The following is a 23878-nucleotide window of genomic DNA, read 5'->3' as shown; positions in this document are numbered from 1 at the left end:
TGGGCCGGGTAGTGGGCGGAAACGGAGGAGAGCCTGCTACGGATAGACCGATGGTAGAGCGACTCCGGCGCGGCGTGACAGAGAGTTTGCGGAATTTGAGTAATGCCGCGACCGGTTTCCGCCCGTGTCGTCACCCGCTTCCCTCCTGGCCTCCGGCCTCCCGCCCCGTGTCCGGCTGACCCGATAACGCTCAGCCGGCCAAAGGAAGTTGAACGACCAGCAGCTTCCCGGCCATCGTGATACCGCCGTCCATGGCGATGGCCAGACCGTCGGCGTAGACATGCGGACCGTCGACCGCGACACTCTCGCTCTCGCCGTCCTCCGCGCCGACCTCGCCCAGCAGATACGGGATCGGGCTGTGGCCGTGGACGACGCGGTCGCCGCCGTACGCGTCGAGGAGTTCCCGCACGGCCTGGGAGCCGGACTCGTCGCGGAAGGCGAAGCGCTTGGTGAACTTGCGGAACAGATCCCAGACTTCGTCCGCCTCGCTGCGGGTGAGCACGTCGTGCACGGTGTCGTTGACGGCCTCGATGGAGTCGCCGTAATCCAGGTAGGCGGTGGTGTCGGAGTGCACGAGCAGATGCCCGTCCTCCTCCATCACGGCGTCCAGCCGGGCCATCCACTGGAGGTGGTGGTCCTCCAGGCGGTCCATGTCGGTCTTCTGGCCGCCGTTGAGGAGCCAGGCGGCCTGGAAGGAGGCGGTGCCGGCACCTGACTGGACGGGGGTGTCGCCGAACCGCTTGGCGCCCAGCAGCAGCAGTTCGTGGTTGCCCATCAGAGCCTTGCAGTAGCCGCCGGCGGCCGCGGCCTCGGCGGAGAGCTGCATGACGAGGTCGATGACGCCGATGCCGTCCGGGCCGCGGTCGGTGAAGTCGCCGAGGAACCAGAGCCGGGCGTTGCCGGCCGCCCAGCTGCCGTCGGCGTCGATCAGGCCCTCGGCGGCGAGCGCCTCGCGCAACTCGTCGTAGTAGCCGTGCACATCGCCGACGACGTACAACGGGCCCAAGCCGTCGGGCGCGTCGGGGTCCGGGGCCGGTTCGGGCACCGGGACGACGGCCGGGCGGTCGATCAGGGTCTCGGTCCGGCCGGGCTCGATGATGGGCAGGTCACGCGCGGTCGGCGTGTACTCCTCGGGCATGTCGGCCGGCGGGGCGGCGGGCGGCACCACGGGGGGCGCGGCAGGCGGCGCGGCCGGGGAGCCGGCGGGCAGATGGAGCGGAGGGCCGGCCGGCGGCACGGGGGACCCTGCGGACATGCCGGAGGGCACTCCGGGCGGCGGTACAGACGCCGGAGTTTCTCCCGCCATGGTCCACACCATGGGTCCCTGACTGGCCCCCTGAGTCATCGACCCCTCCACCGTCGCGCCGCCGTGCACCTCTCGGACCTTTGCCTGGTCGACGGCGGTCCGCGGTGTCGTGCGCCCATCATAGGAATGCCGGTAGCGGGTTGTGACGCACCCGGGGGTGGTCAATCCGCCGGAGCCCGGCGTTCGCGGATGATTTATCCCGGGATCGCCCTGTTTTTTCCGTGCGCAAGGGAGCGTTCGGTCCTCCGTATGTGCGATCAAGGTCAGTCGCCGGTGGGTGCCCGTGGTGGACTGACGGTCGTTCGGGGAGAGCGTCGCTGGGACGAGGCCCGGATGATCAGGTCGGTCGGTATGACCTGTTCGATGGGCCGGCCGGTGTCGAGCCCCTCGATGGCGTCGATGAGGATCTGGACGACGGCGGTGCCGATACGGCGCGGCTTGAGGGACAGCGTGGTGACGGGCGGTTCGGTGGCGGCGTAGAGAGTGGACTCGCTGCAGCACACCAGCAGCAGGTCCTCCGGCACCCGCAGCCCGTAGCGCCGGGCAGCGGCGAGCAGGTCCGTGCCGTTGGGGTCGAAGAGCCCGTACACCGCGTCCGGGCGGTCCGGGCGGGCCAGCAGCCGGTCGGCGGCGACTGCCCCCGCGCACGGGTCGTGTGCCGGGTAGGACTCGTACACCGGGTCCTGGCCGACCCGCTCGCACCAGTGCAGATAGGCGGTGGTCGACAGTCGTGTGTAGGTGTCGGTGGTGTTGCCGGTGAGCAGCCCGATGCGGCGGGCGCCGGCGTCGGCGAGGTGGTCGAGGAGACCGAGGACGGCTGCCTCGTGATCGTTGTCGACCCAGCCGGTGACCGGCAGCGCGCCGCCGGGCCGGCCGTCGGAGACGACGGGGATGCCGTGCCGGACGAGCTCGGTGACGACGGGGTCGCCGTCGGCGGGGTCGATGACGACGGTGCCGTCCAGGGCGACGTTGGACCACACGTCGTGGCGGGAGGTCGCGGGGAGGATGACCAGCGCATAGCCGCGGGCCAGGGCCGCGGAGGTGGCGGCTCTGGCCATCTCGGCGAAGTACGCGAATTCGGTGAAGGTGAAAGGTTCATCCCCGTACGTGGTCACGGTCAGGCCGAGGAGGCCCGACTTGCCGGTACGGAGGGTGCGGGCGGCTGCGGACGGGCGGTAGCCCAGCCGGTCGGCCACCTCGCGGACATGGCTACGGGTGGCATCCGGAAGCCGGCCCTTGCCGTTGAGCGCGTCGGAGACAGTCGTGATCGACACACCGGCTGCGGCGGCCACGTCCCGGATGCCCGCACGCCCCAGCCGGCGACCGGTTGACCGGCTCACCTGGTGCTTCCCTGCTGCTGTCATGGCGAGCCGATAGTAGGGCTCATGAGAGCCCTTCACGGGGGTTGGGTGACGGCTTCGGAAAGACACGTTTCTGCATGGCGGAAAGCCGCCAAGTAGCCTTAATTCGCAGGTAGTTGGTGAGGGAAGCAGTTATTCCGGGGGAGATGCGGCGGCTTTACCTCTCGGTCGGTTCAGGTCTCGGAGTGGCCTCAAGTCACCTTGACGGGGGACGCGCGCCACGGCGCGAGCCACCGGCGCGCACCGGATCGGGCAGCGCCCTTCGACGGCGTTGCGCGGGGCCGTCCGGGTGAGGGTGCCAGGGGCGCGCGGTGCGCTCCGGCAGCGTCGGGGCTGCCGCCGAACGGGTCAATCCTCATAAGGTGTGCAGTATTGGAGACGAGCGGACGGTCGAGGAGGACCTGCGGTGAGCGAGAAGACCCCCAAGCTGCGTACTGCGCTGGACGGCATCCCCACCTACAAGCCGGGCCGGCCGGCGGCGACCGGCGGCCCCGTCACCTACAAGCTGTCCTCCAACGAGAACCCCTATCCGCCGCTGCCGGGTGTCCTGGAGAGCGCGGTGACCGCCGCCGGTTCCTTCAACCGCTACCCCGACATGGCCTGCACGGGCCTGATGGCGGAGCTGTCCGAGCGGTTCTCGGTGCCGGTGGAGCATCTGGCGACCGGCACCGGTTCGGTGGGCGTGGCCCAGCAGCTGATCCAGTCGACGGCCGGGCCCGGCGATGAAGTGATCTACGCCTGGCGGTCGTTCGAGGCGTACCCGATCGTCACCCAGGTCTCCGGCGCCACGTCCGTGCAGGTCCCGCTGGACTCCGATGAGGTGCACGACCTGGAGGCCATGCTCGCGGCGATCACCGACCGGACCCGGCTGATCTTCGTCTGCAACCCCAACAATCCCACCGGCACCGTCGTACGCCGTGCGGAGCTGGAGTCCTTCCTGGACCGGGTGCCGGACGACGTGCTGGTGGTGCTGGACGAGGCCTACTGCGAATTCGTGCGCGATGCCGAGGTGCCGAACGGGCTCGACCTCTACCGGGACCGCCCCAATGTGTGTGTGCTGCGCACCTTCTCCAAGGCGTACGGCCTGGCGGGGCTGCGGGTCGGCTTCGCGGTGGCGCACGAGCCGGTGGCCGCCGCGCTGCGCAAGACGGCGGTGCCGTTCGGTGTGAGCCAGCTCGCGCAGGAGGCGGCGGTGGCCTCGCTGCGCAGCGAGGCGGCGCTGCTGGAGCGGGTGGACGCGCTGGTGGCCGAACGGGCGCGGGTGGTGGAGGGGCTGCTCGGGCAGGGCTGGACGGTTCCCGAGACGCAGGCCAATTTCGTCTGGCTGCGGCTGGGCGACCGGACGACCGACTTTGCGGCGGCCTGTGAGCGGGCCGGCGTGGTGGTCCGGCCGTTCCCCGGGGAGGGTGTGCGGGTGACGATCGGCGAGAGCCCGGCGATGGATCTGTTCCTCCAGGCCGCGGAGGAGTTCCGCAAGGCGCTCTGAGGCGTCGTACGACCTCCTCCGAGGCCGTGGGTCCCTTCCCTGGACCCGCGGCCTCGGAATTTTTCTGCCCGGCGCACCATGGATTCGGGCGTGACCGCGGTCACGCACCCCCCATAGGTAAGGCGGAAGACCGGTAGGAGATAATGCTTGTGAATGTGAACGCGTTCACAAGCGCGCCTTTATGTGCCGCTTTATCTGGTGCAAAAAGGGCACTCGTGCTGTGCAACGGCGACGTAAGGAGGAAGCGGCGTGGAACTGGCGCTGGCGCCGGAGACTCTGGCGCGATGGCAATTCGGCATCACGACCGTCTACCACTTCCTGTTCGTCCCCCTGACGATCTCCCTCGCCGCTCTGGTGGCCGGACTGGAGACCGCATGGGTACGCACGGGGAAGCAGCAGTACCTCAAGGCCACGAAGTTCTGGGGCAAGCTGTTTCTGATCAACATCGCGATGGGTGTGGTCACCGGCATCGTCCAGGAATTCCAGTTCGGGATGAACTGGTCCGACTACTCGCGGTTCGTCGGGGACGTCTTCGGTGCCCCGCTGGCCCTCGAGGCACTGATCGCCTTCTTCTTCGAGTCCACATTCATCGGTCTGTGGATCTTCGGCTGGGACAAGCTGCCGAAGAAGATCCACTGCTTCTGCATGTGGATGGTCTCGATCGGCACGATCCTGTCGGCGTACTTCATCCTGGCGGCGAACTCCTGGATGCAGCACCCGGTCGGCTACAAGTACAACGCCACCACCGGCCGCGCCGAGCTGACCGACTTCTGGAAGGTGCTGACCCAGGACACCACCCTGGTCGTGGCCTTCCACACGCTGACCGCGGCCTTCCTGACCGGCGCCGCGTTCATGGTCGGCATCGCCGCCTTCCATCTGATGCGCAAGAAGCACATCAAGGTCATGCGCACCTCGCTGCGGCTCGGGCTGGTCACCCTGGTCATCGCCGGCGTCCTCACCGCGATCAGCGGTGACTCGCTCGGCAAGGTCATGTTCCAGCAGCAGCCGATGAAGATGGCCGCCGCCGAGGCGCTGTGGGACAAGGAGGAGCCGGCGCCGTTCTCGGTCTTCGCCTACGGAGATGTCGAAAAGGGGCACAACGACGTCGCCATCGAGATCCCGGGTCTGCTCTCCTTCCTCGCGCACAGCGACTTCACCTCGCCGGTCCCCGGCATCAACGACGTCAACAAGTCCGAGCAGCAGAAGTTCGGGCCCGGTGACTACCGGCCCAACATCCCGGTCGCCTACTGGGGCTTCCGCTGGATGATCGGCTTCGGGATGTCGTCGTTCGCCATCGGGCTGGCCGGCCTCTGGCTCACCCGTAGGAAGTTCTGGCTCGCGCCGGGACTGAGGACGGGGGACGAGGAACCACCCCATCTCGCGCTCACCAAGAACAAGGTGCTCGGTGCCCGGCTGAGCAGGGCGTACTGGTCGCTCGCCTTCGTCACCCTCGGCTTCCCGCTGATCGCGAACTCGTGGGGCTGGATATTCACCGAGATGGGCCGCCAGCCCTGGGTCGTCTACGGCGTGCTGCGCACCTCGGACGCGGTGTCCCCCGGCGTCTCGCAGGGCGAGGTGCTCACCTCGATGATCGTCTTCACCACGCTCTACGCGATCCTCGCCGTGGTCGAGGTCAAGCTGCTGGTGAAGTACGTCAAGGCAGGCCCGCAGGAGCTCACCGACTCCGACCTCAATCCGCCCACCAGGATCGGCGGCGACAGCACGGACGCCGACCGGCCGATGGCCTTCTCGTACTAGGAGGCGACCGTGCAACTCCACGACGTCTGGTTCGTCCTCATCGCCTTCCTCTGGGTCGGGTACTTCTTCCTCGAAGGGTTCGACTTCGGGATCGGCGTCCTCACCAAGCTCCTCGCCCGCGACCGGCGCGAGCGGCGCGTACTGATCAACACCATCGGGCCGGTCTGGGACGGCAACGAGGTCTGGCTGCTCAGCGCGGTCGGCGGGACCTTCGCGGCCTTCCCCGACTGGTACGCCACCCTGTTCTCCGGCTTCTATCTGCCGGTGCTGCTGATCCTGGTCTGTCTGATCCTGCGCGGTGTCGCCTTCGAGTACCGCGTCAAGCGGCCCGAGGAGCGCTGGCAGCGCAACTGGGAGCAGGTGATCTTCTGGGCCTCGCTGCTGCCCGCGGTGCTGTGGGGCGTCATCTTCGGCAACGTCGTGCACGGCGTGAAGATCAATGCCCACAAGGAGTACGTCGGCAGCCTGCTCGACCTCTTCCACCCCTACGCGCTCCTCGGCGGGCTGGTCACGCTGACGCTGTTCACCTTCCACGGTGCGGTGTTCGCCTCGCTCAAGACCGTCGGCGACATCCGGGAGCGGGCACGTCGGACGGCGACCGTCGTCGGGCTGACCGCCGCGGTGCTGGTGATCGGCTTCCTGGGCTGGACCCAGACCGCCAAGGGCGACCGCACCAGCCTGGTCGTCCTGCTGGTCGCGGTGATCGCGCTGGTCGCGGCGTTGGGAGCCAACCGGCTGGGCCGCGAGGGCTGGGCCTTCGTGTTCTCCGGCGTCACGATCGTGGCCGCGGTCTCGATGCTCTTCCTGACGCTCTTCCCGAACGTCATGCCGTCCACGCTGAACGCGAGCTGGAGCCTCACCGTCAGCAATGCCTCGTCCAGCCCGTACACCCTGAAGATCTTGACCTGGGGTGCCGGGTTCGCCGCGCCCCTCGTGATGCTCTACCAGGGGTGGACGTACTGGGTCTTCCGCAAGCGCATCGGCACCCAGCACCTCGCCGATGCCCACTAGCCGAGCGGCCGCCCTTCGGGGCGGCCTCGGCAGGAGGGGATGTTTCACGTGAAACCCGTCGACCCGCGTCTGCTCCGCTACGCCCGCGCCACCCGCGGCTTCCTCGTCGCGGTGGTCGTGCTCGGGCTTGCCGGAGCGGGCCTGGTCGTCGGCCAGGCGATGCTGATCGCCGAGATCGTGGTCGGCGCCTTCCAGCACGGTCTCGGTCCCGGAGGCCTGACCACCCCGCTGGTCCTGCTCGCCGCGGTCTCCGTCGGACGTGGTCTGGTCTCCTGGCTCACCGAGCTGGCTGCTCACCGTGCCGGTGCGGCGGTCAAGTCCGAGCTGCGGACGCGGCTGATCGAGCGGGCGGCGCGGCTGGGCTCCACCCGGCGCCCGGCCACCACGTCCGAGGAAGCGTCGTACGGTGCCACGTGGCACACCGGTGAGCTGACCAACCTTGCCACCCGCGGTATCGACGCCCTGGACGACTACTTCGCGCGCTATCTGCCGCAGCTGGGGCTGGCGGTCGTGGTCCCGGTGGCGGTGCTCGCGCGGATCGTCACCGGCGACTGGATCTCCGCCCTCACCATCGTGCTCACCCTGCCGCTGATCCCGCTGTTCATGGTCCTGATCGGCTGGGCGACCCAGTCGCGGATGGACCGCCAGTGGCGGCTGCTCGCCCGGTTGTCGGGTCACTTCCTGGACGTCGTGGAGGGGCTGCCCACCCTCAAGGTGTTCGGCCGGGCCAAGGCCCAGGCCGCCTCCATCCGGTCCATCACCGGTGCCTACCGCCGGGCGACGCTGCGCACGCTGCGGATCGCCTTTCTCTCCTCCTTCGCCCTCGAACTCCTCGCCACCCTCTCCGTCGCGCTGGTCGCGGTCGGCATCGGTATGCGCCTGGTGAAGGGCGAACTCGATCTCTACACCGGCCTGATGGTGCTGGTTCTGGCCCCCGAGGCCTATCTGCCGCTGCGGCAGGTCGGCGCGCAGTACCACGCCGCGGCCGAGGGGCTGGCGGCCGCGGAGGAGATCTTCGCGGTCCTGGAGACGCCGCTGCCGGTGCCCGGCACCGCACCCGCGCCCGGGGGCACCGCGCTGGCCGTCGAGAATCTGGTCGTCCGACACCCCGGGCGGAGTGCCGCCTCGCTCCCCGCGACCTCGTTCGAGGTCCGGCCCGGCGAGACCGTCGCGCTGGTCGGGCCCTCCGGCGCCGGTAAGTCCACGCTGCTGAGCGTGCTGCTCGGTTTCACCGAACCGGCCGGGGGCCGGGCCCTCGTCGACGGACGGGACATCGCGTCCCTGGACCCCGAGAGCTGGCGGCGGCGGATCGCCTGGGTGCCGCAGCAGCCGCACCTGTTCGCCGGCAGCATCGCCGAGAACGTACGGCTGGCGCGGCCGGACGCGGAGGACGCCGCGGTGCGCACCGCCCTGGCCGACGCGGATGCGCTGCACTTCGTCGACGCCCTCCCGGACGGTATGGCGACCCGGCTCGGCGAGTCCGGTGCCGGGCTCTCCGCCGGACAGCGTCAGCGTCTCGCGCTCGCCCGCGCCTTTCTCGCCGACCGCCCGATCCTGCTGCTGGACGAGCCCACCGCGAATCTGGACGGCGCGACCGAGGAGGCGATCGTGGCCGCGGTCCGCCGGCTCGCGGCCGGCCGTACGGTCCTGCTCGTCGTCCACCGGCCGGCGCTGCTGGCGGTGGCGGACCGGGTGGTGCGGCTGCCGGACCCGGCGGCGCCGGCAGGTGGGGCTGAGCCGGCCGGCGCCGGGGAGGCGGAGCCGCGCACCGGCGCCGGAACGGGAGCGGCGGTGCCCCCGGAAATGGCGGTGATCCCCGCTCCCCGGGACCCGGACGCCACCGAGGCCACAGCAGCGGAGACGGCGGGCCCCGCCCGCGGGGCGGCGCTCGCCCGGCTGCGCGGGACGGCCCGCGCCCGCCGGGCACGGCTGGGGCTGGCGCTGCTGCTGGGGAGCCTCGCGCTGGGCAGCGCGGTGGGGCTGATGTCGACCTCCGGCTGGCTGATCTCGCGCGCGGCACAGCAGCCGCCGGTGCTGTATCTGCTGGTGGCGGTGACCGCGACCCGGGCGTTCGGCATCGGGCGGGCGGTCTTCCGGTACGCCGAGCGGCTGGTCGCCCATGACGCGGTGTTCCGGATGCTCGCCGACGTACGCGTCGCCGTCTTCCAGCGGCTGGAGCGGCTGGCGCCGGCCGGGCTCACCGGTCGCCGCCGCGGTGATCTGCTGTCGCGGCTGGTGGCCGATGTCGATGCGGTGCAGGACTACTTCCTGCGCTGGCTGCTGCCGGTCGGGGCGGCGGTGGTGGTCGGTGCGGGCGCCGTCGGCTTCACCGGATGGCTGCTGCCCCAGGCGGGGGCGATCCTCGCCGCCGGGCTGCTGCTCGCGGGGGTGGGCGTGCCGGTGCTCTCGGGCGCCCTGGCCCGGCGGGCGGAGCGTCAGCTGGCGCCGGCGCGGGGCCGGCTCGCCACCCGGGTCGTCGAGGTGCTCACCGGCACCGCGGAGCTGACGGTGGCCGGCGCGCTCACCGCTCGTACCGAAGCGGTGCGGCGCGCGGACCGGGACCTGACCGTGCTCGCCTCCCGTTCGGCCGCGGTGGCCGGGACCGGCGCCGGGCTGTCGGCGCTGCTGTGCGGGCTGACCACTGCCGCGGCGGCGGTCGCCGGTGTCCAGGCGGTGCACGCGGGCCGGCTGGACGGGGTGCTGCTGGCGGTCGTCGTGCTCACCCCGCTCGCCGCGTTCGAGGCGGTCACGGGGCTGCCGCTCGCGGTGCAGTACCGCCGGCGCACCCGGCACGCCGCCGAGCGGGTCTTCGACGTGCTGGACGCCCCGGCGCCGGTGCGCGAGCCGGCCGCCCCGGCCGCCGCGCCCGAGACGCCGTTCCCGCTGGTGGTACGGGATCTGACCGCGCGCCACCCGGGGCAGGACCGGCCGGCGCTGGACGGGGTCGGCTTCACCCTGCGGGCCGGGCACCGGCTCGCCGTCGTCGGCGCGTCCGGCTCCGGCAAGACCACGCTGGCGCAGGTGCTGCTGCGCTTCCTGGACCAGGAGTCGGGGACGTACACACTGGCCGGCACGGAGGCCCGGGAGGTCGACGGCGACGCGGTCCGGCGACTGGTGGGGCTGTGTGCGCAGGACGCGCACCTCTTCGACAGCTCGCTGCGGGAGAACCTCAGGCTCGCCCGCCGGGACCGCGAGACCCCGGACGGCGCCGACCGGGACCTGTGGGACGCGCTCGGCCGGGCGCGGCTCGCGGACTGGGTGCGGGGGCTGCCCGACGGTCTGGACACCATGGTCGGTGAGCACGGTGCCCGGCTGTCCGGCGGCCAGCGGCAGCGGCTGGCCCTGGCGCGTGCGCTGCTCGCGGACTTCCCGGTGCTCGTCCTGGACGAGCCCGCCGAGCACCTCGATCTGGCCACCGCCGACGCGCTGACCGCGGATCTGCTGGCCGCGACCGAGGGCCGGACGACGGTGCTGATCACCCACCGGCTCACCGGTCTCGACGCGGTCGACGAGGTGCTGGTGCTGGACGGCGGGCGGATCGTGCAGAGCGGGAGCCCGGCCGAGCTGGCCGCGGCCGAGGGTTCGTTCCGGCGGATGCGGGAGCGCGAGCGGGCCGTGGAGGCGGCGTACGGGGCGGCACAGCCGGTGGCATAGGGCGCGGTCCGCGGAGTTCGTCCTATACGCGGACTTTCCTCAGAAAACAGCCGTTATTAGGCTCATGGCATGGCAGCCACGGCAGAACCACCACTCCCGGACCCGGGGGACCTCGGGGCCGGTGGCGAGGGTGCGGCCCCGGACCCCATCGACGCCGCCACCGAGGCCACGCGCAGCCTGCAGGGTCTGTCGCCCGAGCTGACCGCGCGGGTGCCGCACCTGCTGGAGGCGATGCGGACGGTCGGGGCGGGGCTCGACCTGCACGTCACCCTCGACCGGATCGTGGCGACCGCCGCCGAGCTCGCCGACGCCCGCTATGCCGCGATCGGGATCGTCGACGAGACCCGCGCGGGGCTCTCGGACTTCGTGACGTACGGCGTGACCACTGCGCAGCACGAGCAGATCGGCGCACTGCCCGACGGCCACAAGGGCCTGCTCGGTGCGCTCATCCACGATCCCGAGCCGCTGCGCCTGGGCAACCTCACCGAGGACGCCCGCTCGGTCGGGTTCCCGCCCGGGCACCCGCCGATGCGGACGTTCCTCGGGGTGCCGATCCGGGTGCAGGGCGAGGTCTTCGGCAACCTCTATCTGACGGAGAAGCGCGGCGGCGCGGAGTTCAGCGAGGAGGACCTGCACATGGTGCGGGTGCTGGCCACCGAGGCCGGTATCGCGATCGGCAATGCCCGGCTGCATGCGGCAACCCGGCAGCGGGAGCGGTGGATCGACGGTTCCGTGGCCGTGACCACCGAACTCCTCGCCGGCAGCGATGTCGACGATGCCCTCGCGGTGGTCGCCGAGCAGGCCCGGAAGCTGGCGGATTCGGCGGCCGGCATCGTGCTGCTGCCGGATGACGAAGGCGGTCTGGAGATCGTCGCGGTGTCGGCGGACGAACCCGCCGGGATCATGGGGACGCAGATCCCGAACGACAGCCCGGTGGTCGAGCAACTCCTCACCGGGGAACCGGTGTTCGTGGAGGACTCGGCCAGCGACCCGCGCATGGTCACGGACATCGCGCAGCGCTTCGGCCCCAGCATGATGCTGCCGCTCAAGAGCGGCGGACGGGTACTGGGCACCCTCGCGACCCCGCGGAGCCGCGGTGCCCGCCCGTTCACCGCCGCCGAGCGGACGCTGGCCACCCAGTTCGCGGCGCAGGCCGCACTGGCGCTGGTGCTGGCCGACGCCCAGCGCGACCGCGAGCGGCTGGCCGTCTACGAGGACCGCGACCGGATCGCCCGTGACCTGCACGACCTCGTCATCCAACGGCTGTTTGCGACGGGCATGATCCTGGAGAGCGCCCAGCGCAGAACGATCGTGCCGGACGTGGCGCTGGGCGTCGGCAAGGCGGTCGACGAGCTGGACGTCACGATCCAGGAGATCCGCACCGCGATCTTCGCCCTGCAGCAGGGCCCGGCCGAGGCACCGTCGGGGCTGCGGACCCGGGTCCTGCGCGAGATCGGCACCGCCGCCGTACCGCTCGGCTTCCAGCCCTCGGCCAGCTTCATCGGGCCGGTCGACTCCCGGGTCGGCGAGCTGACCGGCAAGAACCTGATCGCCGCGCTGCGCGAGGCGCTGTCGAACGCCTTCCGGCACGCCCAGGCGACCCGGATCGAGGTCGTCGTCGACGCCACGATCAGGCTGTCGGACGGCACCCGCGGCGTCCGTCTGACCGTCGCCGACGACGGCATCGGCATCCCGGACGGCGGTCGCCGCAGCGGCCTGAAGAACCTCGCCAAGCGCGCGGAGTCGCTGGGCGGGCGCAGCACCTACGGCCCGGGGCTGGGCGAGGCCGGCACGGGGACGACGGTGCGGTGGGAGGCGCCGCTGTGAGGCGGCGTGGGGGCGCGCTCAGCGCTGCCGGTGGCCGTCCTGGAGGATCCGCTCGATGACGACCGCGACGCCGTCGTCGTTGTTGGACGCGGTGCGGCGCGCCGTGGCGGCCAGTACATCCGGGTGGGCGTTGGCCATCGCGTACGCGGTGCCGGCCCAGGTCAGCATCTCTATGTCGTTCGGCATGTCCCCGAAGGCGACGACCTCCTCCGGGGCGATGCCGCGCTCCGCACAGCAGTGGGCGAGGGTGCCCGCCTTGCTGACTCCGGGCCCGCTGATCTCCAGGAGGGCGGTCGGGCTGGACCGGGTGAAGGAGGCGAGCCCGCCCGCGACCGTACGGGCCAGCGCGAGAAAGGCGTCGGGGTCCAGCTCGGGGTGGTGCGCGAGCAGCTTGATCACCGGCTGGTCCGGGAAGGCGGGGGCCTCGGGGGCACCGGCCGGGTCCTCCGGCAGGGACCCCTCCGGGCCCAGCGGGGTGACGAAGTCCTCGGCGAGCAGCTTCTCCGCCGGCGCGACGACCGCGGCCGGGTCCAGGAGCAGGGGCGGGTACTGCGGCTCGTAGTGGATGCCGCCGGTGCGCTCGACCGCGAACGAGGTACCGGGCGCGGCGCCGCGCAGCGCGTCCACGACGGCCAGCGCGACGGTCCGCTCCAGGGGGCTGACCTCGACGATCCGGCCGCCGCGGTGCAGATCGACGACGGCCGCGCCGTTCGCGCAGATCGCCAGGCCGTGTCCGTGCACATGGTCGCTGACCACGCCCATCCAGCGGGCCGGCCGGCCGGTGACGAAGAACACCTCGATGCCGGCTCGCTCCGCGGCGGCGAGCGCGGCGATCGTCCGGTCGGAGACCGTCTTGTCGTCGTGCAGCAGCGTGCCGTCGAGGTCGGTGGCGATCAGCCGGGGCGCAACGGCCGTATCGGGGCCCCGGGATGGCGTGGCGGAGGCATCAGTCACGGGGCCATCTTCGCGCACCGCCGTGCACAGGCGGGCGGTGGGTTGCGCGCATGAGCCACCGGCGGGGCGCTGTAGTGGACCGCACCGCCGCCGCAGCGGATCGTCCGCCGCCCCCGGGCGGCCGTACGCTCGGGGGCATGCGACTGAGCACCGTGATACTCCCTGTCCGCCGTTGGTCCGAAGGCGGGCGGGAGGTGTGGCAGCGCGCCGAGGAACTGGGTTTCCACGCCGCGTACACCTATGACCACCTCTCGTGGCGGAGCTTCCGCGACCAGGCCTGGTTCGGCGCCCTGCCGACGCTGACCGCGGCCGCGGCCGCCACCTCCCGGCTGCGCCTGGGCACCCTCGTCACCTCCCCGAACTTCCGGCACCCGGTCACCCTCGCCAAGGAACTGATCTCCCTGGACGACATCAGCGCCGGCCGGATCACCCTGGGCATCGGCGCCGGCGGCAACGGCTTCGACGCCACCGCGCTGGGACAGGACCCCTGGGAGCCGCGGGAACGGGCCGACCGTTTCGCCGAGTTCGTCGGGCTGCTGGACCGGATGCTGACCCAGGACGTCGTCTCCTACCGGGGCGAGCACTACTCCGCGCACGAGGTGCGCAACATCCCCGGCTGTGTGCAGCGGCCGCGGCTGCCGTTCGCGGTGGCGGCCACCGGTCCGCGCGGGCTGAAGCTGGCGGCCCGCTACGGCCAGGCCTGGGTGACGACGGGTGATCCCAAGGTCTCCAACGGGGGCGGTACGCCCGACGAGTCGCGCGAGGCGATCCGCGGGCAGCTCGAACGGCTCGGGAAGGCCTGCGCCGACCAGGGGCGGGACCTCGCCGAGCTGCGGAAGATCATGCTGACCGGCTTCACCCCGGACCGTCCGCTGGACTCCGTGGACGCGTTCGTCGACTTCGCCGGACGCCACGCCGAGCTGGGCTTCGACGAGCTGGTCCTGCACTGGCCGATCGCCGATTCGCTCTTCGAGGCCGATCCCGCGGTCTTCGAGCGGATCGCCACGGAGGGGCTGGCGCAGCTGGGGGCGGGCCGGTAAACGGGGCTTCTCCGGGAGCGGCCCGCCCCTCGGCGTGCGGGGGACCGGCCGCTACGACGCGCCCGGTGGTCTTCTGGCCTGGGCTTTACCCCGCATATAGCTGCGAAGAGGGAGAATCGGGGCAGCGGCGCAGTGTGAGGTACGCGGCGCGCGGTGCGAAGACGGCGCGCGAGCGGGCCGGCGCACTGCGCGAAATGCGGCGTGTGGAGGAGTCATGGCACAGACCCGATTCGCCCCGGACCGCGGGCTGACCTCACGCATGGTCACGACGATGTTCTTCATCGGACTGCTGTACGTGGTGGTCGTCGGCGTGCTGGTGGTGCTGCTCAAGGGCGCCTGGGTGGTGGTGCTGCTGATCGCCGGTGCCCTGTTCGTCGCGCAGTTCTGGTACAGCGACCGGATCGCGGCATTCAGCATGGGGGCCCGTGAGGTCACGCCGGAGCAGGCGCCCGAACTGCACGGCGCCGTCGACCGGCTGTGTGCGCTGGCCGACATGCCCAAGCCCCGGGTCGCGATCGCGGAGTCGGACGTGCCCAACGCGTTCGCCACCGGCCGCAACCAGAAGAATTCGATGGTCTGCGCCACGACCGGGCTGCTCCGGCGGCTGGAGCCGGAGGAGCTGGAGGGCGTGCTGGCCCATGAGCTCTCGCACGTCGCGCACCGCGACGTCGCGGTGATGACCATCGCCTCGTTCCTCGGCGTGCTGGCCGGGATCATCACCCGCGCCGCCCTGTGGAGCGGGGTCGGCCGCAACAACCGTGACCAGAACGCGGCCATCGCCGTGCTCATCGTCACCGCCGTCAGCGTGGTCGTCTACGCGATCAGCTTCCTGCTGACCAGGCTGCTGTCCCGTTACCGCGAGCTGTCCGCCGACCGGGCCGCCGCGCTGCTGACCGGCCGCCCGTCGGCGCTGGCCGCCGCGCTGACCAAGGTCACCGGCCAGATCGCGCGGATCCCGACCGAAGACCTGCGCAAGGCGCAGCCGTTCAACGCCTTCTACTTCGCCCCGGCGTTCAACAAGGAGAGCTTCAGCACGCTGCTGTCCTCGCACCCGACGCTGGAGCAGCGGCTGGACCAGCTGGGCCGGATCGCGGCGGAACTGGGACGGCCGTGACGCACGATGCCGCCCGTAACGAGCAAGGAGTACCTCGCGCATGGGATTTCTGGACGCCCTCCTCGGCCGCAGCAAGCCGGTACGCCCCGATCTCGACCAGCTCTTCGCGCTGCCGGCCGCGGCGGTGACGCTCCAGGCCGCGGCCGGATTCGAGCCCACCGGCCTGGGGTCGGTGTGCTTCGCGAGCGTCGAGGGCGGGACGTTCTCGCGCATCCAGGAGGACGCGCAGTCCCTGCTGGACGGCTCGGTGGAGTTCTCCCAGGACGCGTACGGCTACTCGTGGCTGCTCGCGCGGCATCCGGCGGAGGACGTGGCGGGCCTGGTCAATGACCTGCACGCGGTCAACACCTCGCTGGAGGAGGCGGGTTTCGGCCCGCAGCTGCTGTGTTCGCTGCTCGGCTTCCGCGATGAACGGCAGCGGCCGCTGGCGCTGGTCTACCTCTACAAGCGCGGCACGTTCTACCCCTTCGCCCCCAGGCCGGGCGCCGGCGAGAAGCGCGACAACCCGCTCGAACTGCAGGTGCGGGCGATGCTCGGGAACGACCTGACGATCGAGCAGGACCTGTCGCGGTGGTTTCCGGTGTGGGGTGCGCCGGGGCTCTGAGGCTGGGTGGGGCGCGCCCACCGGGTGTGCTCACGGGGCGCGGGCTCATGGGGCTGCGGACTCACGGGGCTGTGGGCTTCGGCCCCGGGCGGCGGGGAAGTCTCCCGGCTCCAGGAGGGCTCAGCCCGGGAAGCGGAGGTATGCGGCCGGTACCCGGTCGGTGAGCCACACGCCGTTGGCGCTGACCTGGAAGACGTGGCCCTCCCGGTGCATCGCGGCCGCATCGACGGTGAGTACCACGGGCCTGCCGCGGCGCGCGCCCACCCGGGTCGCGGTCTCCCGGTCGGGCGAGAGATGGACGGCATGCCGCGACATCGGCCGCAGCCCCTCGGCCCGGATGGCGGCCAGCCGACGGCCCACCGTGCCGTGGAAGAGCCGGTCGGGCGGTACGGCCGGCTCCAGATCGAGCTCCACCCGCACGGAGTGGCCCTGGTTTGCCCGGATCCGGTCGCCCTCGATGGCGTAGCGCTGCTTGTCGTTGCCGGCGACCACCTGCTCCAACTCCGCCCGGGAGAACCGGAATCCATGCCGTGCGGCCGCCGTCATGAGCGCGTCCACGGGCACCCAGCCCTGGGCGTCGAGGGTGATGCCGATCCGTTCCGGCGCATGGCGCAGATGCTTCGCCAGGTACTTCGAGAGGCGCACGGAGCGCTGGCTGTCCATGCCTCCAGGGTGCCGCGCCGGGCGTCCGGCGGCACCTGAATTGCGGGCCGGTGGCTATCCGGCCTGGAGGAGATCCGGTCCGGGGGCCGTCGGGTCCGCGGACGGCCGTGGTGCGTCAGTCCCCTTCGGGCCGGGCTCCGTCGGGCTGCCGGCTTTCCTCCTGCGGACCCGCTTCCTCGTGCTGCCGCCGCGCAAGTTCGCCCGCTTTTCTCGCCTTTGCGCTGTTGACCTCTTCGGCCGCCCATCGCGCCCACTCCTCCTGGGTCGCCGACATCCGCAGGCCGTACTCCAGCGCGATCCGCCCGTAGACCGAAATCATCTCCTCGTCCCACTGGGCGGTCTCTTCGAGGTGCTCCAGCTCGGCGCGGGTGCGCGCGGCGCGGTCGGCCTGATGCAGGAGGTACGTCTGCGCCTCCAGCGGCGTGACGATGCCGAGGAAGAAGGTGCGCAGCAGGCCGTCATGGCGCTGCTGCCCCGTGGGCTCGACCTCGATGAGCCAGCGGCGCAGCTCCGCCAGGCCGTCATCGGTGATCGCGTACTCCTTGCGTCCGCGGGGACCGTGGGCGGCGACCTCGACGAGACCGGCGGTCGTGAGCTTGGTGAGCTCGCCGTACACCTGACTCTGTGTGGCCGGCCAGACATTCGACAGCGACACGTTGAACAGCTTCATCAGGTCGTAGCCGCTCGCCGGGGATTCGGCCAGCAGGCCCAGCACGGCATGTTTCAGGCTCATGGCCCTGACTTTACCTTCCACTGTTGACATGTCAAAGGTGGAGCTTCTATGTTCGACATGTCGAGATTGGAATGTACCGCAAGGCGACGGTCTCGTCGGTGCGTCGAGCGCCGGCGGGAGCGGGTGATGAGGGGGAACCATGAACTATCTGCGGAGCTTCATTCCTTGGCTGGTCTTCGCGGGGGTGTCCTCGGCCGGCTGGCAGTGGGGTGCGCTCGCCGCTCTGGTGTCAGCCGTCGCGCTGCTCCTCACCGACCGTGCGGCGGGCCTCTCGCTCGACTACCGACTGCTGGAGTACGGCACGCTCGTGTTCTTCGCGGCCCTCGGAACGCTGGCCTTCCTCCAGCCCGACAGCGGTCTCAAGAACTACGGCAGCGCCCTCTCTATGGGCTGGCTGGCGCTGATCGCCTGGGTGTCGATCGCCGTGCGGCGGCCCTTCACTCTGGGGTTCGCGCGCCGGGTGGCTCCGCCGGAGGTCTGGGACGCTCCGCTGTTCCGCCGTATCAATGTCGTGCTCACCGCCGCCTGGGCGCTGTCCTTCACTCTCACCGCGATCGCCCAGACCGTCGTCTCCTCCCTTGGGTGGAGCGTGGCCTTCTCGATCCTTATCCAGATCGCCGGATTCATCCTTCCCGCCCGCTTCACCGCCGCCTATCCGGAACGGGCCCGGGCCCGCTTCATGCAGGAGTCCGGCACGCGGGCCGACATTCAAGGAGGCCTGGCCTCATGACCACCACATCCCCGACCACTGCATCCGCATCCGATGCTCCCGCACCGCACATGGCCGGCAACTTCGCCCCGGTGACGGATGAGCTGACGGCCTACGACCTCCCGGTCACGGGCACGATCCCGCCCGAGCTCACCGGCTGGTTCCTGCGCAACGGCCCCAACCCGCGGGACGCCGCCACCCCGCACTGGTTCTTCGGCGACGGCATGGTCCACGGCCTGCGTCTGGAGGGCGGCCGAGCCGTCTCCTACCGCAACCGCTGGGTGCGCACCTCCGCCCTCACCGAGGGCGCGCGGGCGGTGGACGCGCAGGGACGCCGGAATCTGGCGGCGGGCGTGGCCAACACCCATGTCGTCCGCCATGCCGGACGCACCCTCGCCCTGGTCGAGTCGGCGTTCCCCTACGAGATCGACTGCCGCCCCGGCCATGAGCTGGAGACCATCGGTGCCTATGACTTCGGGGGCCGGCTCACCACCGCCATGACCGCTCACCCCAAGACCTGTCCGGTGACCGGTGAGCTGCACTTCTTCGGATACGGCGGCCCCACCCCGCCCTATCTCACCTACCACCGTGCCGATGCCTCGGGGGAGTTGGTGCTCAGCCGCCCCATCGATGTTCCGGGGCCGACGATGATGCACGACTTCCATCTCACCGCGAGCCATGTCGTCTTCATGGACCTCCCGGTGGTCTTCGACCGCAGCCACCCCGGCATGCCGTACCGCTGGGACCCGGAGTACGGGGCCCGGCTCGGTGTGCTGCGCCGCGACGATCCCCATGGTGAGGTCCGCTGGCTGGCCATCGACCCTTGCTATGTCTTCCATGCCCTGAACGCTCACGACGAGGGCGACCAGCGCATCGTTCTCCATGTCGCCCGCTACGCCGAATTCGGCGGCGTGAGCCCGGCCCATCTCTGGCGCTGGACGATCGATCTCGCCACCGGCACCGTCGCCGAGGAACAACTCGACGACCACTTCTGCGAGTTCCCCAGGGTGGACGACCGCCTCGCCGGGCAACCGGCCCGCTTCGGCCATGCCACCACCGCAGAGCTGCCGGGCAGTGGTCCGATACCCGGCGCCCTGCTCCGCTACGACCTGCAGACGGGTGCGGTCGTCCGGCACGAATTCGCTCCGGGGCGCACTCCGTGCGAGGCGGTCTTCGCCCCGGCCGATGACCGCCCGGGAGGGCCCGGCTGGCTGATCACCTATGTCTACGACGCGTCCACCGACACCAGCGATTTCGTCGTACTCGACACGGAGGACATATCCGCCGACCCGGTCGCCACGGTCCATCTCCCCCAGCGGGTGCCCTACGGATTCCACGGCAACTGGCTTCCGGATCCTGCCAGTTGATGTAACAGAGGTGCGGGTGAGCCCCGCCCCCGCCTGAACCTTGACAACTCAAAAGGGATACGACGGCCTGGGCGGGCTGCGGACGGCACGGGAGCGCGGCCGGGGGGCCTGCTGCGGGCGAGGGTCAGAGCCGCCCGTCCGGGTGGCCCCGGTCGTCCACCTCGGCGGACGGCCCATCCGGCCGCCGGCCACCGGCCTCCGCGTCTGCCGGTGCGGGCCTGCTTCCGCCTGCCGGTACAGGCTCGCTTGCGCCCGCCGGTGCGGGCTTGCTTCCGCCCGCCGCCAGCGCGTCCATCGTGCGGGCTTGGACCTCCCGCTGCGCGGCGGCGGCGATGAAGGCGGCCGCGTTCTCCGGGCCCACCAGAGCCCGGACGGCCCGTACGGCGTCGGCGGGGAGCAGCACCTCCTCGCACGCTGCCGCCGGGCCGGTCTCAGGACGGGGGTTCGATACCGGCCCGGCGGCGGCCGGTGACCCGACGGCGCCCCGGGGCCCGGGGACACTCCCGAGGCCCCGGGCCGCCCCGGCCACTACGTCGGTCGGCTTCCGCGCCTCCGCGGGCCGTGCGTCGCTGAGGTGATGGCGCAAGTACCGGGTGGCCAGGGTGCGCATGGCGCGGGCGAGTTCGGCGTCGACGGTCTGCTGGGCCAGGGGGCGCAGCCGGCGTACGAGGGTGGCGGCCTCCGCTGCCTCGGCCCCGGTGGGCGGATGGTCCAGGAACGGCTGGAAGACGTGCTCGGTGGTGAAGTCCAGGAAGCGGGCGGCGATGTGCTCGACCTGGCCGCGCACCTCCCGCAGATGACCGGAGATCGCCCGGAGCGGGACCCCGGCGGAGTGCAGTTCGGCGGCGACGGCGAGTTCCTGCGGGCTGGGGACGAGGAACTCGTCGTCCCGGCCGGGGACCCGTTCCAGGACGCCCAGTTCGACCGCCTCGGCGATCGCCGTCTCGTCGGAAGTGCCCCCGAAGGCAGCGTCCAGTTCGGTGCGGGAGAGGCGGGAGGGCTCCTCGTCGGTCCACGGCCCGTCGATCTCGGCGACCAGACCCAGGACGCCGCCGAGGTCGAGGCCGGCGTCCCAGGCCTGGAGGAGTTCCTTGATGCTGGCCAGGGTGTAGCCGCGGTCGAGCAGACCGGAGATCTGGCGCAGCCGGGTCAGATGAGCCTCGCCGTAGACATTGGCCCGGCCCCGGCGTTCCGGGCGGGGGAGCAGCCCGCGGTCCTGATAGGCGCGGATGGTGCGGACCGTGGCGCCGCTGAGGTGAGCCAGGTCCTCGATGCGGTATTCGGCCGGCTGCGGCTGCTCGGTCACTATGGTTGCTCCTCACCCCATGGCCGCGCGCTACGAGAGGGCCGCTCGGCCCACCGCACCCGCCGCGGCCCGCGCGGCCGGGGAGGACGCCAGGTAGGCGACGGCCGTGCGCAGCGACCCTTCCTGCGAGGGATGGTACGACCGCCGCAGATACCGCGGTATCGCCGCTCCCAGCTCACGCCAGGTGGGCAGCAGCCCTTTGCGGACGGCCTGGTTGTGCGCGCGCAGGGAGTAGCGGGAGCGGGCGGCGAGCTGTGGGTCGTGCCGCAGGAGGTAGGCCGCGCCCCAGCCCCAGAGGTAGAGCAGCACGGGGGCGGTCACGGCCATGCCCAGGGCCCGGCGGAGATAACGGGCGGGATCCGCGCCACCGGTGTGCTGGTACATGTCGAAGGCGACCGCGCGGTGCTCGACCTCCTCGGCACCGTGCCAGCGCAGCAGATCGAGCATGACCGGGTCGGGTCCGGCACGGTCGAGGCCCTCGGCGTCCAGCACCCAGTCGCCGAGCACCGCGGTGAACTGCTCGATGGCGGCGATGAGGGAGAGCCGGAAGCGCAGCCACTCCTGGCCGGTGATCGGGATGCCGAAGGGCGGCTGCTCGCCCAGGAGGCGGGCGAAGAGGAAGTCGATGCGCCGGGTGTAGGGAGCGGTGTCCAGGCCCTGGTGGGCCAAGTGGTCGAGGACGGTGGAGTGCTGGACGCTGTGGGTGGCCTCCTGGCCCATGAAGCCCTTGACGTCCGTGCGGAGTTGCTCGTCCCGGACCAGTGGCAGGGCTTCCTTGAAGACCTTCACGAACCATCGTTCGCCCGCCGGCAGCAGCAGATGCAGCACATTGATGACGTGGGTGGCGGTGGGCTCGTCCGGTATCCACAGCAGCGGCGTGGCATGCCAGTCGAACGAGACCCGGCGAGGCGCGATCGGGTAGGGCTCTTGGGGGTGCGAGGGGAGGTACGGGGTGCTCATGCGCGGCTCCTGAGGTGCGCAGTTCTCTGGTTCACGGCGGGGCGCCCGGGGCCCCGGGCCGGGCAGAAGCTGCACCGGCGGCCCGGGAGAAGTGCCGTGCGCGGCGGACACCCGACGGGCGCCTGTGCGCGGCGGACACCCGACGGACGTCCGTGCGCGGCGGACACTCGACGGGCGCCCGGCGCTACATCCGGTGTTACCGGGGTTCGTAGGGCACTACAGCCGGGGCTCGTAGCGGGCGAAGGCGCGCAGCATGCGCGGGGCGAAGCGGGACAGCAGGCGGGCGCCGCGTGCTTCGGGGGTGACCGGCACCACCGCCTGGTTGTGGACCACCGCACGCAGGATGGCATCGGCGACCTTCTCCGGCGGGTAGTTGCGCATCCGGTACCTCCGCGCGGCCGATTCCTGGCGGCGCTTCTCCTCCTCGGCCGGGACTCCGGTGAAGCGGGCGGTGTTCGTGATGGCGGTGTTGACCAGCCCGGGGCAGATGGCGGTGACGCCGATTCCCTGCCCTGCCAGTTCGGCGCGCAGACACTCGCTGAGCATCAGGACGGCCGCCTTGGAAGTGCTGTAGGCAGGCAGCAGCTTCGACGGCAGGAAGGCGGCGGCCGAGGCGGTGTTGACGATATGGCCGCCCTGTCCGCGGTCCGCCATCCGCCTGCCGAAGATCCGGCAACCGTGGATGACCCCCCAGAGGTTGACGTCAAGGACCTTCTTCCAGTCCTCGGTGGTGGTCTGGAAAAAGGAACCGGCCAGCCCGATGCCGGCGTTGTTGACCAGCACGTCGACGGTGCCGTACTCCGCGTCGACCCGGTCGGCCAGCTTCTCCATCGCCGTCTCGTCCGCGACATCGACCACCTCCGCCCAGGCCTGGGGTGCGCCGATCAGCCGGGACATGTCCGCGGTCCGTGCCGCGCCCTCGGCGTCCCGGTCGACGGCGATGATCCGGGCGCCGGCCTCCGCGAAGGCGAACGCCGTCGCCCGGCCGATGCCGCTGGCCGCGCCGGTCACCAGCACCAGCTGTCCGCCGAACCGGTCGGCGTGCGGGCCGGACGCCACGACCCGCTTCGCCGGATCCCCCTCCTCCTTGGCGGTGACGAACTCACCGATCCAGGAGATGAGTTGGTCGGGGCGGGTGCGCGGGACCCAGTGCTTGGCCGGGAGGGTGCGGCGCACCAACTGGGGCGCCCACTCCTCCAGGTCGTCATAGAGCCGCTCGGAGAGGAAGGCGTCGCCGGTGGGGGTGATCAGCTGGACCGGGCAGTGCGCATAGGCGTCGCCGCGCGGGCGGCGGAGCCGGGGGAGCACATTGTCGCGGTAGAGCCAGGCGCCGTGAGCCGCATCCCTCGGCAGCGAGGCGGTGGGGTAGTCCCCGCCCGGCACTTTCTCCATCCGCTCCAGAATCCGCGGCCACTGCTTGCCGAGCGGGCCCTTCCATGCCAGCTCGGGCAGCACGGGGGTGTGCAGCACGCCGACGTACCAGGACTTGGCGCTCTGATGGAGCAGCTGGGCGGCGCGCCGGGGGGTGGGGCGCGTCATCCGCTTCTTGATCCAGTGGCCGAAGTGGTCCAGGGACGGGCCCGACAGGGAGGTGAAGGAGGCGATCCGGCCCTCCGTACGCCGCACGGTGGCGAACTCCCAGGCCTGTACGGAGCCCCAGTCGTGGCCGACGAGATGGACCGGGCGGCCGGGGCTGACGGTGTCGGCGACGGCCAAAAAGTCGTCCGTCAGCTTCTCCAGGGTGAAGCCGCCCCGCAGCGGCCGCGGGGCGGTGGACCGGCCGCAGCCCCGGACGTCGTAGAGCACCACATGGAAGCGGCGGGCCAGGCCGCGGGCGACCTCGGACCACACCTCCTTGCTGTCGGGATAGCCGTGCACCAGCAGCACCGTGGGTTGTTCCGGATCCCCCAGCTCCGCGACGCACAGCTCGATACCGCCGGTCCGCACCCAGCGCTCCCGCGCCCCCGCGATCCCGGCACTGGCCCCGGCCCCGGCCGCGCCCCCGGCACCGTCGCCAGCCCCGTC

General features: G+C 71.5%; 18 protein-coding genes. 10 read left to right on the top strand and 8 right to left on the bottom strand.

Features of this window, described 5'->3' with window-relative positions; all coding sequences use genetic code 11:
- Positions 1–190: 190 nt before the first annotated feature.
- Entirely contained in the window at positions 191–1345 is a 1155-nt protein-coding gene (locus EST54_RS06095; RefSeq protein ID WP_244942448.1) for a metallophosphoesterase, read from the bottom strand.
- 224 nt (positions 1346–1569) lie between these two features.
- A complete protein-coding gene (locus tag EST54_RS06090; RefSeq protein WP_093484204.1) occupies positions 1570–2670 on the bottom strand; it encodes a LacI family DNA-binding transcriptional regulator in 1101 nt (366 codons plus the stop codon).
- Between the two features lie 403 nt (positions 2671–3073).
- Between EST54_RS06090 and hisC the strand changes: the two genes are divergently transcribed.
- From hisC to EST54_RS06065, 5 genes are all read left to right on the top strand, one after another.
- Entirely contained in the window at positions 3074–4153 is a 1080-nt protein-coding gene (hisC, locus tag EST54_RS06085; RefSeq protein WP_129245803.1) for a histidinol-phosphate transaminase, read from the top strand.
- A 249-nt stretch (positions 4154–4402) separates the two neighbouring features.
- A complete protein-coding gene (locus tag EST54_RS06080) occupies positions 4403–5911 on the top strand; it encodes a cytochrome ubiquinol oxidase subunit I (RefSeq protein ID WP_129245802.1) in 1509 nt (502 codons plus the stop codon).
- 9 nt (positions 5912–5920) lie between these two features.
- Positions 5921–6922 carry a cytochrome d ubiquinol oxidase subunit II gene (gene cydB / locus EST54_RS06075; protein WP_129245801.1) on the top strand — a complete coding sequence of 334 codons (1002 nt, stop codon included), beginning with the start codon at positions 5921–5923 and terminating at the stop codon, positions 6920–6922.
- Between the two features lie 39 nt (positions 6923–6961).
- Positions 6962–10576 carry a thiol reductant ABC exporter subunit CydD gene (cydD, locus tag EST54_RS06070; protein WP_129245800.1) on the top strand — a complete coding sequence of 1205 codons (3615 nt, stop codon included), beginning with the start codon at positions 6962–6964 and terminating at the stop codon, positions 10574–10576.
- Positions 10577–10723: 147 nt separating this feature from the next.
- Entirely contained in the window at positions 10724–12403 is a 1680-nt protein-coding gene (locus EST54_RS06065) for a GAF domain-containing sensor histidine kinase (RefSeq protein WP_129245920.1), read from the top strand.
- An 18-nt stretch (positions 12404–12421) separates the two neighbouring features.
- Here EST54_RS06065 and EST54_RS06060 read toward each other — a convergent pair whose 3' ends face one another.
- A complete protein-coding gene (locus EST54_RS06060; protein WP_129245799.1) occupies positions 12422–13357 on the bottom strand; it encodes an HAD hydrolase family protein in 936 nt (311 codons plus the stop codon).
- A 137-nt stretch (positions 13358–13494) separates the two neighbouring features.
- On the opposite strand from EST54_RS06060, the gene EST54_RS06055 reads away from it, so the two are divergent.
- From EST54_RS06055 to pspAB, 3 genes are all read left to right on the top strand, one after another.
- Positions 13495–14397, top strand: a complete 903-nt coding sequence (locus EST54_RS06055; RefSeq protein ID WP_129245798.1) for an LLM class flavin-dependent oxidoreductase — start codon at positions 13495–13497, stop codon at positions 14395–14397.
- 214 nt (positions 14398–14611) lie between these two features.
- Complete coding sequence (htpX, locus tag EST54_RS06050; RefSeq protein ID WP_129245797.1) at positions 14612–15511, top strand: zinc metalloprotease HtpX; 900 nt, start codon at positions 14612–14614, stop codon at positions 15509–15511.
- Between the two features lie 40 nt (positions 15512–15551).
- Positions 15552–16115: a PspA-associated protein PspAB gene (gene pspAB, locus EST54_RS06045; RefSeq protein ID WP_129245796.1), complete on the top strand. Its 564-nt coding sequence runs from the start codon at positions 15552–15554 to the stop codon at positions 16113–16115.
- 120 nt (positions 16116–16235) lie between these two features.
- Here the strand turns inward: pspAB and EST54_RS06040 are convergent, their stop codons facing one another.
- Positions 16236–16778, bottom strand: coding sequence for an RNA 2'-phosphotransferase (locus tag EST54_RS06040; protein ID WP_129245795.1), 543 nt, complete (start codon positions 16776–16778; stop codon positions 16236–16238).
- 115 nt (positions 16779–16893) lie between these two features.
- Positions 16894–17511 carry a PadR family transcriptional regulator gene (locus tag EST54_RS06035; protein ID WP_129245794.1) on the bottom strand — a complete coding sequence of 206 codons (618 nt, stop codon included), beginning with the start codon at positions 17509–17511 and terminating at the stop codon, positions 16894–16896.
- A 139-nt stretch (positions 17512–17650) separates the two neighbouring features.
- Between EST54_RS06035 and EST54_RS06030 the strand changes: the two genes are divergently transcribed.
- Positions 17651–18241 carry a hypothetical protein gene (locus tag EST54_RS06030; protein WP_129245793.1) on the top strand — a complete coding sequence of 197 codons (591 nt, stop codon included), beginning with the start codon at positions 17651–17653 and terminating at the stop codon, positions 18239–18241.
- The gene (locus EST54_RS06025; RefSeq protein WP_129245792.1) at positions 18238–19587 is read left to right on the top strand and encodes a carotenoid oxygenase family protein; all 1350 of its coding nucleotides are present in this window, start codon (positions 18238–18240) and stop codon (positions 19585–19587) included. Before EST54_RS06030 ends, EST54_RS06025 begins: the two co-directional genes overlap by 4 nt.
- A 124-nt stretch (positions 19588–19711) precedes the next feature.
- Here EST54_RS06025 and EST54_RS06020 read toward each other — a convergent pair whose 3' ends face one another.
- The 3 genes from EST54_RS06020 to EST54_RS06010 all read right to left on the bottom strand — a co-directional run bounded on the left by EST54_RS06020 (position 19712) and on the right by EST54_RS06010 (position 23824).
- A complete protein-coding gene (locus EST54_RS06020) occupies positions 19712–20893 on the bottom strand; it encodes a MerR family transcriptional regulator (protein ID WP_129245790.1) in 1182 nt (393 codons plus the stop codon).
- 30 nt (positions 20894–20923) lie between these two features.
- Positions 20924–21853, bottom strand: coding sequence for a metal-dependent hydrolase (locus EST54_RS06015; RefSeq protein ID WP_129245788.1), 930 nt, complete (start codon positions 21851–21853; stop codon positions 20924–20926).
- Between the two features lie 216 nt (positions 21854–22069).
- Positions 22070–23824 (bottom strand): SDR family oxidoreductase, encoded by a 1755-nt coding sequence (locus tag EST54_RS06010; protein WP_129245918.1) that lies wholly within the window; start codon positions 23822–23824, stop codon positions 22070–22072.
- Positions 23825–23878 lie beyond the last annotated feature (54 nt).

Origin of the sequence: Streptomyces sioyaensis (assembly GCF_004122735.1) — a bacterium.
In the GTDB taxonomy this organism is placed as follows: domain Bacteria; phylum Actinomycetota; class Actinomycetes; order Streptomycetales; family Streptomycetaceae; genus Streptomyces; species Streptomyces sioyaensis.
This window is presented reverse-complemented; position numbering and strand designations above follow the sequence as displayed.

Bases quoted from the DNA above. Each gene is read 5' to 3' on its own strand.
- cydD (WP_129245800.1), top strand. From the start codon at position 6,962: ATGTTTCACGTGAAACCCGTCGACCCGCGTCTGCTCCGCTACGCCCGC.
- pspAB (WP_129245796.1), top strand. From the start codon at position 15,552: ATGGGATTTCTGGACGCCCTCCTCGGCCGCAGCAAGCCGGTACGCCCC.
- EST54_RS06015 (WP_129245788.1), bottom strand. From the start codon at position 21,853: ATGAGCACCCCGTACCTCCCCTCGCACCCCCAAGAGCCCTACCCGATC.
- EST54_RS06055 (WP_129245798.1), top strand. From the start codon at position 13,495: ATGCGACTGAGCACCGTGATACTCCCTGTCCGCCGTTGGTCCGAAGGC.
- htpX (WP_129245797.1), top strand. From the start codon at position 14,612: ATGGCACAGACCCGATTCGCCCCGGACCGCGGGCTGACCTCACGCATG.
- EST54_RS06090 (WP_093484204.1), bottom strand. From the start codon at position 2,670: ATGACAGCAGCAGGGAAGCACCAGGTGAGCCGGTCAACCGGTCGCCGG.
- EST54_RS06030 (WP_129245793.1), top strand. From the start codon at position 17,651: ATGAACTATCTGCGGAGCTTCATTCCTTGGCTGGTCTTCGCGGGGGTG.
- EST54_RS06035 (WP_129245794.1), bottom strand. From the start codon at position 17,511: ATGAGCCTGAAACATGCCGTGCTGGGCCTGCTGGCCGAATCCCCGGCG.
- EST54_RS06025 (WP_129245792.1), top strand. From the start codon at position 18,238: ATGACCACCACATCCCCGACCACTGCATCCGCATCCGATGCTCCCGCA.
- EST54_RS06040 (WP_129245795.1), bottom strand. From the start codon at position 16,778: ATGGACAGCCAGCGCTCCGTGCGCCTCTCGAAGTACCTGGCGAAGCAT.
- EST54_RS06095 (WP_244942448.1), bottom strand. From the start codon at position 1,345: ATGACTCAGGGGGCCAGTCAGGGACCCATGGTGTGGACCATGGCGGGA.